The organism is Brevundimonas sp. LPMIX5, assembly GCF_003576505.1.
Taxonomy (GTDB): domain Bacteria; phylum Pseudomonadota; class Alphaproteobacteria; order Caulobacterales; family Caulobacteraceae; genus Brevundimonas; species Brevundimonas naejangsanensis.
Genome location: NZ_QWTZ01000012.1, coordinates 34,644 through 48,461, shown reverse-complemented (window position 1 = coordinate 48,461; position 13,818 = coordinate 34,644). Strand labels below are relative to the sequence as shown.

The window sequence follows — 13,818 nt, the reverse complement described above, 5'->3', positions numbered from 1 at the left end:
GCCAGAAGCAGCCGTGGACGAAGACGACGGCCCTGCGCCCCTTCAGCACCACATCCGGCCGTCCCGTCAGGCCGCAACCGCCGAGACGATAGCCGATCCCGGCGGCCCGCAAGGCGCGCCTGACCTTGATCTCGGGGCCGGTGTCGCGGCCCTTCACGCGCCGCATGACGGCGCTGCGTTGTTCGGGCGTGAAGACGTCGCCCGCCACGGCCTCAACCCCGCGCGCGGCGGGCGAGATGGAGGGGGCGGGCGACGCCGGGGATCACAGCTGGGCCAGAAGGTGCTCGGCCGAGGACACCTTGAACTCGCCGCCCTGCTCGATGTTCAACTGATCGATCACGCCGTCCTTGACCAGCATGGAGTAACGCTGCGAACGCTCGCCCATGCCGAAGCCCTTGGCGTCCAGCGTCAGGCCGACTGCGCGGGTGAAGTCGCCGTTGCCGTCGGCCAGCATGACGATGTCGTCGGCGCCGTTCAGATCATTGGCCTGGGCCCAGGCGCCCATGACGAAGGCGTCGTTGACCGAGACGCAGGCGACGGTGTCCACGCCCTTGGCCGCCAGGTCGGCGCGGTGGTCGACATAACCCGGCAGGTGGCGCGCCGAGCAGGTCGGGGTGAAGGCGCCCGGCACGGCGAACAGGGCGACGGTCTTGCCGCCGAACAGCTCGGCCGTCGTGACCGGCTTGGGGCCCTCGGCGGTCATGGTGGTCAGGGTCGCCTCGGGAATGCGGTCGCCGATCGAAAGGGTCATGTCGGGGTCTCCGGATGTCGGCCCGGACGATCCGGAGCGCGATGAGGTTCAGATAGAGAGCCCCGGCCCGAACGCCAAGCGTCGAGGCGGCGACCGTCTTGCGCACTGCGGCCCGCACACCGATGATAGGGGCATGAAGACCTCCTCCTCCCCGGCGGCCTCCTCCCTGACCGGTCGTCTGCTGGTCGCCATGCCCGGCATCGACGACGACCGCTTCCGGCACGCCGTCATCCTGATCTGCGCCCACGACGACGACCACGCCCTTGGCGTGCGGCTGGACCAGCCCGCGCCCGGCGTTTCCCTGGCCGATGTGCTCGAAACGCTGGATACGCCGACCGACGACCGCGTGCGCGGGCGCCATGTCCTGATCGGCGGCCCGGTCGAGCGCGAGCGCGGCTTCGTCCTGCACACCGACGACTGGATCAGCGACGACACCAGCCTCAGCTTCGGCGAGGGGCTGGCCCTGACCGGCACCCGCGACGCCCTCACCGCCATGGCCGACGCCGAAGGCCCGCGCCAGTCAATCCTGCTGCTGGGCTATGCGGGCTGGGGCGAGGGTCAGTTGGAGGAAGAGCTGAACGAAAACGTCTGGCTGACCGCAGAAGCCGACGACGCCCTGATCTTCGACACCGACTACGACACCAAATGGAGCCGCGCCCTGGCGGGCCTCGGCGTCGACGCCGCCCGCCTGTCCAGCCAGAGCGGCCGGGCCTGAAAAGACCCTCTCCCGCCGGGAGAGGGTTTTCTTACGCCGAGCGTCCCTTGATCGGAGCGACGCCGTCGGCGAGGGACTCGTTCAGATAGACCTCGGCCTCCTGCGCCGGCAGGGCGGGCGCATAGCCGAATCCCTGGCCGTAGTGACAGCCGTCGGCCAGCAGCAGCTGCGCCAGCCCGGCGTTCTCGACCCCCTCGGCCACGACTTCCAGCGCCAGATCGCGGCCCAGGTTGACGACCGATTTGACGATCTTGGCCGAGCCTTCGTCCTTGTCCATCGTCAGCACGAAGTAACGGTCGATCTTCAGGGTGTCGAACGGCAGCTTGGCCAGGTAGGACAGCGACGAGAAGCCCGTGCCGAAATCGTCCAGCGCCAGGCTGGCCCCGGCTTCGCGCAGGGCCTTCAGCACCTCGGCGGCCCGGGCGGTGTCGCGCATGATGTCGCCCTCGGTGACCTCCAGCTTCAGGGCGCCGCGCGGCAGGCCCGTCTCCTTGATGATGCGGGCCACGTCCTCGACCAGATGGGGACGCTCGATCTCGCCGACCGACAGGTTGACGCTGCAGAACAGCCGCCCCGCGTTCGGATGGCGGGTCAGCCACTCGTCCAGTTGACGCGCCGCCTGAGTCATCATCAGCAGGCCCAGTTCGTTCATCAGGCCCATTTCATCGGCCAGGGTCAGGAACTCGTCCGGCGGCACCAGACCGCGCCGGGGGTGGCGCCAGCGCGCCAGCGCCTCGAACCCGGCCACGGCGCCGGTGTTCAGGTTCACGATCGGCTGGAAGAAGGGTTCGATTTCGCCCCGTACGAGGGCGTTGCGCAGGTCCGCCTCCAGCGCCAGACGCGACAGGCTGTCGCTTTCCAGCGCCCGACCATAGGCCGCAGCCCCGCCGCGCCCGGCCGTCTTGGCCTGTTCGACCGCCAGTTCGGCGCGGCGCAGGAGTTCGGCAGGGTCCGGGGCGTCCGGACCGCCCTCGGCCGTCACCGCGCCGATGGAGACGGTGGGGTAGATGTCGAAACCGGCCATACGCAGCGGCTGCTCCAGCGCCTCGCGCATCCGTTCGCCCCCGCCGGTTCCCCCGCGCTTCACCAGAACGGCGAACTCGTCCTCGCCGATCCGGGCGGGGGAGCAGTCTTCGGAAAAAGCCGCCGACAACCGCGACCCAAGGGCCGACAACACCAGATCGGCCCGCTCGTGCCCCAGGGCCTCGTTCAGGCGGCGCAGGCGGTCCAGATCGCCGACCACCACCTCATAGTCCCCCGGCTGCGCCAGGGTTTCCGCCACGCGGACCAGAAAGGTGCGCCGATCCAGCAATCCGGTCAGCGTATCCCGGTCGGCGCCTGCGAACTTGGTTTCCAGGGCGACGATGCCCGCCGCGCGCAGACCGTCCTCCAGCCAGACGCCGCGCCACAGACAGGTCTCGCACCCGCGCATCCGCAGGCGCACGGCGATCTCGGTCCCTTCGGCCTGCGGCTTCAGCAGGCGGTCGGCCAGGGCGCGGTCCTGCGGCATGGTCAGGGCGGTGAAGGCCGCGCCCGAACACTGCGGCGCCAGCGGCCCCAGCCCCAGCGGCCGGGTGGCCCCGGTGAAACGGATCTGATCCTCGGCGGGCGTCCATATCCACAGAGCGGCGTCCGCCGCAGCCAAGGCTTCGATGGCCGTGGTGGGATCCCACGTCAACGCTCTGGATCTTGCACTCAAAGCGTACCCGCTAAACTGGCTGAGGAAGGGTCGGCGCGAACTCGGTGTTCAAAACGCCGAACAGAAGATGATCTGCCCAGCGGCCGTTAATTTTCAAATAAGCCCGCGCCAGTCCCTCGTGACGAAAGCCCGCCTTTTCCAGCACCCGGCGCGAGGGATAGTTGGTCGGCAAACAGGCCGCCTCGACCCGGTGCAGCTTCAGAGGCCCGAAGGCGTAGGTCAGCATGGCGCGCACGGCCCGCGTGCCGACCCCGCGCCCGGCATGCGGCTGGCCGACCCAATAGCCCAGCGTCCCTGTCTCGGCGACGCCGCGCCGGATGTTGGACAGGGTGACCGCGCCCAACAGGGCCTCGTCCTCGCCATCAAAGATGAACAGGGGCCAGGCCGTGCCCAGCTCCATTTCGCGCGCATAGACGCCCAGCCGGCGACGAAAGGCGGCCCGGGTCAGGTCGTCCTCGGGCCAGGCAGGCTCCCACGCCTGAAGATAGGCGCGCGACTCCTCGCGCAGGGAGGCCCACGCCATATAGTCAGAGGGGCGCGGCGGACGCAGCACGACACCCTGCCCGTTCAGGACCGGTCCGGTCGCCTCGGCCATCCAGTCGAACAGGGCCATGAAATCAGGATAGCGCGTCGCGGCCCCGGCGTCAGCCGCCGGTAACAAAGATGACGTCAGCCTCCGGTTGCGGACATGGCGGCGCGGAAGGCGGCGCCCGCCCCACCCGCTGCACGCGGCCCCAGTACGGCGCTGGCCGAACGTCCCGCCGCCGCCATTTCCCGCCCCACAGCGCGCAGATCCTCGGCGCCTTGAGCCTCGATGCGGGCCGCCGTCGTCTCGGACGAGACCGGCGCCCCGAACACCAGGGTCTGTCCTGCGTTCCGCCCCGCGCGGCTGGCCGGGCTTTCATCGGCCATCCACAGGCTGGCGTTCAGCACCGCCTTGGCGCGCGCCAGTTCCTGCGGCGTCGGCCCCCGCTCGGCCAGGTCCAGGATTTCGGCGGCGCAGACTTCGGCCAGTTCCGTCGACCGCTCGGCCGCCGCCCCGGCGTAGACGCCCAGCAGCCCCAGATCGTCATAGGTCTCGTGATAGGCGTCGATGGCGTAGGCCAGACCCCGATCCTCGCGTGCGCTCTGGAACAGGCGCGAGGCCATGCCCCCGCCGAGGATTTCGGTGAACAGGCGCAGGGCGGGCAGCCGCTCGTCGCGCGCGCCGATGGTCGGCAGTTGGAACACCAGATTGGCCTGTTCGATCTTGCGTGCCAGCCGCGCCTCGCCGCCGACGAAGACGGCCGGCGGCAGCGCTTCCGTCGGCGTCGCCGTCTGATGGCCGAACCAGGTCTCGGCTAGCGGCAGAAGCTCGTCTTCGTCCACCTCGCCCGAGACAGCCACCACCATGCGGTCGGGCGAATAGAGACGTCGGCGCCAGTCGCCGATCGTCTCACGCGTGACCGGCGCCAGGCTGGCGATCGAGCCCAGGATCGGCCGCCCCAGCGACTGCCCCACGAAGGCGCGCGTCTGGGCCATCTCGAACACATGGTCGTCGGGGGTGTCGAAGGCCTCGGCGATCTCCTGCGCCACCACGTCCTTCTCGCGCTCGATCTCTTCGGGCGCCAGGGTCGGGCGGAACACCAGGTCGGACAGCACCTGCATGGCCAGCGGCAGGCTGCCCTTCAGGGCGCGGATGTCGAAACTGGTGCGTTCATAGCCGGTGGCGGCGTTGATCGAGCCGCCCTCGGCCTCGATGCGCTCGACGATCTCGCGCGCCCCCATGTCGCCCGCGCCCTTGAAGACCAGATGCTCCAGCAGGTGCGACCAACCGGACTGGGCCTCGTCCTCCATACGGGCGCCGCCGTTGACGGCCACGGTCACGGCGATGGTGCGCAGGCCGGGCATGGGGTCGCACACGACGCGCACGCCGTTGGACAGGGTGTGAAGGCGAGCAGTCAGATCGATTGTCCTCAGGAAGAACGGTAACGGCGGACCATCACGGCCGCATAGAAGCCGACCAGCACCGCCGCCAGGCCGAACCAGGTCAAGGCGTAGCCCAGGTGATTGTTGCTGAAGGCGGCGGGCGGCGCCACGGGCCGCAGCGCCGTCAGCTCGGGATTGGCCGAGGTCGTCGCATAGACGGTGTAGGGCGACACCGGTCCGGTCACGCCCAGAGCCTGCGCCATGGCCGTCCGATCACGGCCGTAGAAGAGCTTACCCGATGGCGGCGGCGTCAGGGCGTTGGGCTCCGGCGCCCGGCGCACCACGCCCGCGATCACGACCGGCATGGCCGCATCGGCGCGAACCGCGGGTCGGTCAGAGACTTCGTCGGGCACGAAGCCGCGATCGATCAGCACTATGCCGCGCCCCTCGACCGGACAGGCCGAGATCAATCTTACGCCGGCGTCGCCGTCGTCGATGCTCTGAAGCTCGACGAAAGGCGCCGTGTTCAGACCGCGACAGGTCACGATCGCCTGACGGAACTCGGGGTCCTCCAGCGCCAGCACGCTCTCAAGCGGAACCGGCGCCTGGCGGGCGGCGGCCTCGGAGCGGGCGATCAGGTCCAGCTTCCATTGCAACCGCTGCGCCTGCCACACGCCCAGGGTCAGCAGCAGGGCCAGCGCCAGAACCGCCACGACGGTCAGCACAATGGGGAAACGAGGCCGGGCGGCGTCGGTCATCGGGTCTCTCGGGGTGAATCATCGCTGCGCTGACGCAGCATCTGAAGCGCCGTCATCAACCCCTTTCCCGGCCGCATCAAGGCCAGGGCCAGACCCGCCGTCAGCGGCAGCCAGATGATCAGGTGCAGCCAGATCGGCGGGCTGAAGGCGATCTCGACCGCCAGGGCCGAAAACCCGACCAGAAAGCCGGCGATCTGCATGATGAAGGTGGCCGCGCCGTCGCCCGTCTCGACCGCGCCCAGATCAAAGCCGCAGGCCTCGCAGGACGCGCGGCGCTTCAGAAAGCCCTCGAACAGCGGCCCGCGCCCACAGGCGGGACAGCGCCCCATCAGCCCTGCGCGCACAGCGGGCCAGACAAGCAAATCGGCGCGGGACCTGAGGCCCCGCGCCGACGAAAGCTCGACTTGTCCGTCGCGTTCGATCAACCGAAGACGACGTACATGAAGACGAACAGGAACAGCCACACCACGTCGACGAAGTGCCAGTACCAGGCGGCGGCTTCGAGGCCGAAGTGCTTCTGCGGCGACATCTGACCGGCTTGCAGGCGCAGCAGGCAGACGGCCAGGAAGATGGTGCCGACCGCGACGTGGAAGCCGTGGAAGCCCGTCGTCATGAAGAAGATCGAACCGTACAGCTTGGCCTGGGCCGCGTCTTCGCTGAAGAACAGGTGGCCGTGCAGGATGTGGTAATACTCATAGGCCTGAACGCCGGTGAACAGCAGGCCCAGCAGGACGGTGATCAGCAGGCCCATCTTGGCGGCCTTGCGGTCGCCGACGATGATGGCGTGGTGCGCCCAGGTCAGGGTCGTGCCCGACAGCAGCAGGATGACCGTGTTCATGAGCGGCAGGCTCCACGGATCCAGCAGTTCTACGCCCGTCGGGGGCCAGGTCTTCCAGGCGGCGGCGGTGTCCATCCAGTTGCCGACCTCCGGGATGATCGCACGCGATTCATTGAAGATCGCCATGTCGAAGAACATCCAGAAGAAGGAGACGAAGAACATCACTTCCGAAGCGATGAACAGCACCATGCCGTAACGCAGGCCGATGCCCACGACGGGGGTGTGGTCGCCCTTGCGGCTTTCCTTCACCACATCCGACCACCACGAGAACATGGTGAACAGGACGCCGGCCAGGCCGACGAAGAACATCCACTTGGTGCCAGCTTCGAGGCCGAACAGCCCCTTCATCCACACGACGGCGCCGACGAACATGACGCAGGCGGAGAAGGAGCCGACCAGCGGCCACGGGCTGGGGTCGACCAGGTGGTAGTCGTGTTGCGGTTTCGCGTGCGCGTCGGCCATTCCTGGAGTCTCTGTAATCAAGGCGAGAATGTTTGAAGAGGGCTATAGCCCCCGCTATCCGGCTTTGCCAACAGCAGAGTCGTTCGCAGCCGCCTGCTGGAAGCCCTTCGTCGGGAAGAAGGTGTAGCTGAGGGTGATCTGGCGCACGCCCTTGACCTCGGGGTCGGTCGCCAATTCAGGCGCCACGAAGTACTGGATCGGGAAGGAAACCGTCGCGCCCGGCGCGATTTCCTGACCTTCGAAGCAGAAACACTGCAGTTTCTGGAAATAAGGCCCCGCCCGCTCGGGCACGACATTATAGGCGGCCGTGGCGTGCAGCGTCTGGTTCGAGGTGTTTACGACCTCGAAATAGGCCATGCCGGTCTCGCCGATCCGCACCTTCTGGCTCAGCGTTTCGGCGCGGAAGGTCATCGGCAGATCGCGCACATTGGTGTCGAACCGAATCAGCACCTCCTGATCCAGGATCTGCGTCGGGGCCGCCTCGGCCCTTTTCACCGTGCCGTCGAAGCCCGTCACCTGACAGAAGATGCGATAGAGAGGCACCGCCGCGAAGGCCGCGCCGGTCATCGCCAGCACCAGAGCCGCGCACAGAATCGCGACCTTGTTCTGCTTGGTCACGGCTGGGCTGCCTCCGAAGCGACAGCAGCGACAGGGGCGTCCGGCTGGACCGGGGGCGGCAGGGCCGGATCGGCCCGCTCCAGCGTCGCCAGGGCCTCGGCCTCGGCCGCCTTGCGCGCCTCGTTGTTGGCGCTCATCCGCGACAGGGTGACCAGATAAACCAGGGCGATGAAGCCCAGCAGGCCCAGGGCGATCGCCACATTGCGGCGCTTGCGCGCGCGGACCTGCTCATCGGTCAGTTTGACGTATTTGAGTTGGGACATAGGGGTTTAGCCTCCAACGCCAGGCAGGTGCTCGACCAGCAGGGCTGAGAACAGCGCCATAAGATATAGAATGGAAAAGGCGAACAGGTTGCGGGCCGGTTTGGCCTCGGCCCTGACGTCATACAATGCGGCCTCTCGTCCCACGGCCTCGGCCTTGTCGGGCTGATCGCCGGCGCGCGAGCGATAAAGCCGCAGCGCCAGGCCCAGGAAGGCCACGCCGCCGACGATCGACACCACCAGATAGATCGGCCCGCCCAGTCCCGTCAGCGCCGGGGCGATCGCCACCGGCACGAAGACCAGGGTGTAGAGCAGGATCTGCAGGCGGGTGGACTTGGCGCCGCGCGCCACCGGCATCATCGGAATGCCCGCCTTGGCGTAATCCCCGGCCGAATAGAGGGCCAGGGCCCAGGTGTGCGGCGGCGTCCAGGTGAAGATGATCAGGAACAGCAGCCAGGCCTGCCACGGGGCGTCGCCCGTCACGGCCGCCCAGCCGATCACCGGGGGAAAGGCGCCCGCCGCTCCGCCGATGACGATATTCTGCGGCGTCCGCCGCTTCAGCACCAGGGTGTAGAGCCAGGCGTAATAGACGATGGTCAGGGCCAGCAGCCCCCCCGCCAGCCAGTTGGTCGTCATGCCCAACAGCATGACCGAGAAGACCGACAGCACCATGCCGAAGGCGATGGCGTCGTTCTTGCGCACGCGTCCGGCGGCGACCGGCCGGCCGCGCGTGCGGCGCATCAGGGCGTCGGTCTCGCCCTCGACGGCCATGTTGAGCGCGCCGGCCGCGCCTGCGCCCACGGCGATGCACAGGATGGCGACAATGGCGTTGATCCAGTCCAGCCGCCCCGGAGCCACGATCAGGCCGGTGACGGCGGTGAACACCACCAGCGACATGACGCGCGGCTTCAGCAGCTGGAAGAAATCTTCCGGCTGGGCGCTGGTGACGAGCGGGGTCTCGCGGGCGGGGTGATCGGTCATGGTCATAAAGAGCAAAGGCCGCCCTTCCGGTTGCGGAAGGGCGGCCTCTCCGGGTCTATCCGATAAGGATCAGTGGTTGTCCGCCTTGACCACCGGCAGTTCGTTGAACTGGTGGTGGGGCGGCGGCGAGGACAGGGTCCACTCCAGCGTGGTGGCGCCTTCGCCCCACGGGTTGGCCTCGGCCTTGCGGCGACGGATGGCCGACTCCAGCAGCATCACCATGAAGACGCCGACGCCGACGATGGTGATGACATAGCCCACCGAGGAAACGTGGTTCCAGTAGGTGAAGGCTTCCGGATAGTCGACGTAACGACGCGGCATGCCCTGCAGGCCCAGGAAGTGCTGCGGGAAGAAGATCAGGTTCACGCCGATGAACATGATCCAGAAGTGCGCCTGGCCCAGGAACTCGTTGTACTTCACCCCGAACATCTTCTCGTACCAGTAGTAGAAGGCGGCGAAGATCGAGAAGATGGCGCCCAGCGACAGCACATAGTGGAAGTGCGCCACGACGTAGTAGGTGTCGTGCAGGCTGTAGTCGATGCCGGCGTTCGACAGGACCACGCCGGTCACGCCGCCGACGGTGAACAGGAAGATGAAGCCCATCGCCCACAGCATGGGCGTCTTGAAGGTGATCGAGCCGCCCCACATGGTGGCGATCCAGCTGAAGATCTTCACGCCCGTGGGCACGGCGATGATCATGGTCGCCGCCACGAAATAGGCGCGCAGGTTCACGCTCATGCCGACCGTATACATGTGGTGCGCCCACACGATGAAGCCGATGAAGCCGATGGCGACCATGGCGTAGGCCATCGCGAGGTAGCCGAAGATCGGCTTCTTCGAGAAGGTCGAGACGATGTGCGAGATCATGCCGAAGCCCGGCAGGATCATGATGTACACTTCGGGGTGGCCGAAGAACCAGAACAGGTGCTGGTACATCACCGGGTCGCCGCCGCCGGCAGGGTCGAAGAACGACGTGCCGAAGTTACGGTCCGACAGCAGCATGGTGATGGCGCCCGCCAGAACCGGCAGCGAGATCAGCAGCAGGAAGGCGGTGATCAGCACGCCCCAGGCGAACAGCGGCATGCGGTGCAGGGTCATGCCCGGCGCGCGCATGTTGAAGATGGTGGTGATGAAGTTGATCGCGCCCAGGATCGACGAGGCGCCCGCGACGTGCAGCGAGAAGATCGCCAGGTCGAACGACGGCCCTGCGTGACCCATGGTCGACAGCGGCGGATAGGACGTCCAGCCCCCGCCGAACCCGCGCCCCGGCCCGCCGTCGACGAACATCGACAGGATCAGCAGGCAGAAGGCGAAGAAGATCAGCCAGAAGGAGATGTTGTTCAGACGCGGGAAGGCCATGTCCGGCGCCCCGATCATGATCGGGATGAAGTAGTTGCCGAAGCCGCCCATCGTCGCCGGCATGACGACGAAGAACACCATGATCAGGGCGTGCGCCGTGACGGTGGCGTTGTAGCCGTGCTTGGAAGCCTCAACCAGGCCCAGATACTGGACGAAGGTGCCTTCCTTGAAGAGCTGGATGCCCGGCTCCGCCAGTTCCCAGCGGATCAGGCCCGACAGGGCGCCGCCGATGAGGCCGGTGAAGATGGCGAACATCAGGTACAGAAGCCCGATGTCCTTGTGGTTGGTCGACAGGAACCAGCGGGTGAAGAAACCCGGCTTGTGGTCGTGCGGATCGTGAACAGCTGCGGTGGCCATCGGTCTGGGCTCTCGCGTCTCTCTTACTGAGCAGCCGGCGCGGCGGGCGCGGCGGCGGTTGCGGGGGCCGCAGGCGCGGCGTCGGTCGGGGCGGCGGCGTCAGCAGCCGGAGCGGCAGGCGCTTCGGCGACGGCGGGCGCGGCCGCAGCAGCGGCTTCATCAGCCGCCTTGGTCATGGAGCCGCCCTTGGAAGCGACCCATTCGGCGAAGGCCTGCTTGCTGACCACCTTGACGTGGATCGGCATGAAGGCGTGGTCGACGCCGCACAGCTCGGAGCACTGGCCGTAGTAGTCGCCTTCCTTCTCGGCGCGGAACCAGGTCTCGTTCATACGGCCCGGAACAGCGTCGACCTTGATGGCGAAGGCCGGGACGGCGACGGCGTGGATCACGTCCGAAGCGGTGATCAGCAGGCGGACGTTCTCGCCCACCGGCACCACCATCGGCTCATCGGCGGCCAGGCGGTACAGATGCTTGGGCGCCTTGTCCTCCGGCAGCATGTTCGAGATGTACTCGGCCACGCCCTGGTCCGGATATTCATAGCCCCAGTTCCACTGGTTGCCCGTGATCTTCACCGTGACGTCCGCATCCGGATAGTCGTGATAGGCGAACAGCAGACGGAACGAGAACAGGGAGATGCCGACCAGGATCAGCACCGGCACCACGGTCCAGATGATCTCGATAACGGTGTTGTGGCTCCACTTGGCCGGGGTCGGATTGGCGCGCTTGTTGTAGCGGATCGCGATCCACACCAGCAGCACCAGCACCAGCACGCAGATGGCGGTGATGATCGGCATCAGCACGACGTTGTGGAAGAAGTGAGCCTCATGCGCCAGCGGCGCGGCGGCCGTCTGCAGGCCCAGGCCCGCCGGAGTCGGCTGACCCAACACATCCTGCGCCATCGCCGGCGCGGCGAAAATGGCGGCAAGGGCGGTCGCGGCGATACCGCCTCCCAACCGCGCCATGGCTCGCATGCCCATCCCCATTCGAGAAGTCCTCATTAACCGTTCAGCAGCAGACGTTTGCGAGCAATTCGCAAGCGTCGCCGGGCCCAGAGGACCTCGGCGTGTCATGGGCCGGTCCTTATCGGCTCGGATCGCCCTTGCCAAGCGATCAAGCGCACCTAGGGCGCCGTCTCGACAAAATGCGGTCGATTAATTCGCTGTCATGTTTGAACAGCTACCTTGCACCACAAGATACCTTGCGATACCTCTTCGTCATCCAGACAGGGATGCCCAAGAGGGAGGCCCGCAGGGAGGCCATGCGCGACACCATCGACGTTCAACTGAAGAAAGGCGTGCTGGGGCTATGCGTCCTGGCGCTGCTCGCCCGGCGCGACAGCTACGCCTATGAGATCGCCAGCCGCCTGTCCGACGCCATCGGCATGGGCGAAGGCACCATCTATCCGCTGATGCGGCGGATGCAGACCGACGGCCTGGTCGAGACCTATCTGGTCGAATCATCCAGCGGCCCGTCGCGGAAATATTACCGCCTGACCGATGCGGGGCGTCGCGCCCTGGACGGCCAGACCGGCGAGTGGCGGGCCTTCGCCCGCGCTGTCGAGGCCCTGATCGCGGGCGATGAAGACGAAGCCGTCATCGTCGCCGAGGCCCCGGCCGAGACGCCCGCCCTGCTCGACCAGAGCGCCCAAACCGAATCGATCGCCCAAGCTGACAGGGGAGAGGACCAATGAACCGCGCGGAATTCCTGGCGCGCCTGCGTCGCGGCCTGGTGGGTCTGCCCGCCGCCGCCGCCAATGAGATCGTCGCCGACTATGAAGCCCACTTCGCCGACGGCGCCGCCGCCGGGCGCAGCGAGGCCGAGGTGGCCGAGGCCCTGGGCGATCCCGATCGCCTGGCCCGCGAACTGAAGGCCGAGGCCGGCGCCCAGCGCTGGCGTCAGGAGCCGTCGGCCTCGTCCGCCGCCGGGGCCGTGTTCGGCATCCTGGGCCTGGGCGCGATCGACATCCTGATCCTGCTGCCCATCGCCCTGCCGGTCTTCGGCACGGTGCTGTCCCTGCTGCTGGGCGGGGTCGGCGTCTTCATCGCCGGCGGCTTCGTCATGGTGGCGGGCGCCTTCACCGGCCTGCCGGGCGGGGCGCTGGCCGCCGCGCTGCTGGGCGTGGGCCTGATGGGTCTGGGCATCTTCATGGTCGGAACCATGGCCCTGCTGACCAAATGGCTGATCGACGCCACCGTCTGGTACGCCCGCCTGCACTACCGCGTCGTCAAACCCGCCCTGGAACCCCAGGCCTGAAGCCAGAGAGTGAGGAGAACACAGTCATGATCCGCAATCTGCTCATCATCTCCGGCGCAGGCCTGATCCTGGCCATCGTCGGCATCGGCGGCGCCTTCGCCGTGGGCGGCCGCGACCTGGCCCGCCACGACTGGACCTGGGTCATTACCGACGACGACGGTCCCGACAGCGGCTTCACCGTCGAGCGCGGCCAGGTGTCGCCCGACGCCACGCGCACCATCGAATGGACCGGCGACGAGCGTCTGGCCATCAACGTCCCCGCCGACGTCGTCTACGACCAGCAGGCCGACGCGCCCGGCATCACCGTCACGGGCGCCGAGACGGTCGTGAACCGCGTCCGCTTCTCCAACGGACGCCTGACGCTGGAGGAAGCCCCGCGCGGCGACCGCAGCTATGTCCGCTGGACCCGCACCGGCATTCGCGGCTGGAGCGAGACCGACGCCCTGAAGATCATCATCAAGGCGCCCTCGGTGAAGGCCTTCGACCTGTCCGGCCCGACCGAACTGAAGATCCGCGGTTATGACCAGCCGACGCTGGACCTGACCCTCACCGGCGCGTCCGACGTGCGCGTTCAGGGCCGCACCGGCGCCGTTACGGTCGACGCCTCCGGCGCCAGCGACGCCCGCCTCGACGAACTGATCGTCGAGGACGCCAAGGTCCAGGTCAGCGGCTCGGGCGACGTCCGCGTCGGCCCCAGCGGCAAGGCCGAGGTCGATGTTTCGGGCAGCGGCGAGGTCCGCCTGACCCGCCGCCCCGCCGAACTGCGCCAGTCGGTCAGCGGCACGGGCGACGTGAGACAGGACTGATCGACACCGACAGACTGAACGCTTGATCGGCCCCTTTCGCACGTCGAGAGGGG

The 13,818-nt window shown here is 67.7% G+C and carries 15 protein-coding genes and 2 pseudogenes; 4 read left to right on the top strand and 13 right to left on the bottom strand.

Features of this window, described 5'->3' with window-relative positions; genetic code table 11:
* Positions 1-208: pseudogene (locus tag D1604_RS11620) on the bottom strand (very short patch repair endonuclease); the annotation flags it as partial.
* A gap of 54 nt (positions 209-262) precedes the next feature.
* Positions 263-751 (bottom strand): peroxiredoxin, encoded by a 489-nt coding sequence (locus D1604_RS11615; RefSeq protein WP_119413407.1) that lies wholly within the window; start codon positions 749-751, stop codon positions 263-265.
* A gap of 133 nt (positions 752-884) precedes the next feature.
* On the opposite strand from D1604_RS11615, the gene D1604_RS11610 reads away from it, so the two are divergent.
* Positions 885-1,466, top strand: a complete 582-nt coding sequence (locus D1604_RS11610) for a YqgE/AlgH family protein (protein WP_024354617.1) — start codon at positions 885-887, stop codon at positions 1,464-1,466.
* Positions 1,467-1,497: 31 nt separating this feature from the next.
* On the opposite strand, the gene D1604_RS11605 is transcribed toward D1604_RS11610, so the two are convergent.
* The 11 genes from D1604_RS11605 to coxB form a co-directional block, all read right to left on the bottom strand.
* A complete protein-coding gene (locus D1604_RS11605; RefSeq protein WP_024354616.1) occupies positions 1,498-3,165 on the bottom strand; it encodes a putative bifunctional diguanylate cyclase/phosphodiesterase in 1,668 nt (555 codons plus the stop codon).
* Positions 3,166-3,175: 10 nt separating this feature from the next.
* Positions 3,176-3,778 carry a GNAT family N-acetyltransferase gene (locus D1604_RS11600; RefSeq protein ID WP_024354615.1) on the bottom strand — a complete coding sequence of 201 codons (603 nt, stop codon included), beginning with the start codon at positions 3,776-3,778 and terminating at the stop codon, positions 3,176-3,178.
* A gap of 56 nt (positions 3,779-3,834) precedes the next feature.
* Positions 3,835-5,055: a M16 family metallopeptidase gene (locus tag D1604_RS11595; RefSeq protein WP_119413406.1), complete on the bottom strand. Its 1,221-nt coding sequence runs from the start codon at positions 5,053-5,055 to the stop codon at positions 3,835-3,837.
* A 65-nt stretch (positions 5,056-5,120) separates the two neighbouring features.
* Entirely contained in the window at positions 5,121-5,831 is a 711-nt protein-coding gene (locus D1604_RS11590) for an SURF1 family protein (protein WP_119413405.1), read from the bottom strand.
* Positions 5,828-6,160 carry a DUF983 domain-containing protein gene (locus D1604_RS11585; protein ID WP_035302999.1) on the bottom strand — a complete coding sequence of 111 codons (333 nt, stop codon included), beginning with the start codon at positions 6,158-6,160 and terminating at the stop codon, positions 5,828-5,830. Before D1604_RS11585 ends, D1604_RS11590 begins: the two co-directional genes overlap by 4 nt.
* Positions 6,161-6,252: 92 nt before the next feature.
* The gene (locus tag D1604_RS11580) at positions 6,253-7,131 is read right to left on the bottom strand and encodes a cytochrome c oxidase subunit 3 (RefSeq protein WP_024354611.1); all 879 of its coding nucleotides are present in this window, start codon (positions 7,129-7,131) and stop codon (positions 6,253-6,255) included.
* Between the two features lie 54 nt (positions 7,132-7,185).
* Positions 7,186-7,749 (bottom strand): cytochrome c oxidase assembly protein, encoded by a 564-nt coding sequence (locus D1604_RS11575; RefSeq protein WP_119413403.1) that lies wholly within the window; start codon positions 7,747-7,749, stop codon positions 7,186-7,188.
* Positions 7,746-8,012: a hypothetical protein gene (locus tag D1604_RS11570; RefSeq protein ID WP_119413402.1), complete on the bottom strand. Its 267-nt coding sequence runs from the start codon at positions 8,010-8,012 to the stop codon at positions 7,746-7,748. Before D1604_RS11570 ends, D1604_RS11575 begins: the two co-directional genes overlap by 4 nt.
* A 6-nt stretch (positions 8,013-8,018) precedes the next feature.
* Positions 8,019-8,996 carry a heme o synthase gene (gene cyoE / locus D1604_RS11565; protein ID WP_119413401.1) on the bottom strand — a complete coding sequence of 326 codons (978 nt, stop codon included), beginning with the start codon at positions 8,994-8,996 and terminating at the stop codon, positions 8,019-8,021.
* A 63-nt stretch (positions 8,997-9,059) separates the two neighbouring features.
* Complete coding sequence (gene ctaD, locus D1604_RS11560) at positions 9,060-10,706, bottom strand: cytochrome c oxidase subunit I (protein ID WP_024354607.1); 1,647 nt, start codon at positions 10,704-10,706, stop codon at positions 9,060-9,062.
* Positions 10,707-10,729: 23 nt separating this feature from the next.
* Complete coding sequence (gene coxB / locus D1604_RS11555; protein WP_119413400.1) at positions 10,730-11,689, bottom strand: cytochrome c oxidase subunit II; 960 nt, start codon at positions 11,687-11,689, stop codon at positions 10,730-10,732.
* Positions 11,690-11,964: 275 nt separating this feature from the next.
* Here coxB and D1604_RS11550 point away from each other — a divergent pair.
* The 3 genes and pseudogenes from D1604_RS11550 to D1604_RS11540 form a co-directional block, all read left to right on the top strand.
* Positions 11,965-12,288 (top strand): annotated as a pseudogene (locus D1604_RS11550) (PadR family transcriptional regulator); the annotation flags it as partial.
* Positions 12,289-12,392: 104 nt separating this feature from the next.
* Complete coding sequence (locus D1604_RS11545) at positions 12,393-12,959, top strand: DUF1700 domain-containing protein (protein WP_024354604.1); 567 nt, start codon at positions 12,393-12,395, stop codon at positions 12,957-12,959.
* A gap of 26 nt (positions 12,960-12,985) precedes the next feature.
* On the top strand, positions 12,986-13,765 hold the full coding sequence (locus D1604_RS11540; RefSeq protein WP_119413398.1) for a GIN domain-containing protein: 780 nt from the start codon (positions 12,986-12,988) through the stop codon (positions 13,763-13,765).
* Positions 13,766-13,818: the final 53 nt, after the last annotated feature.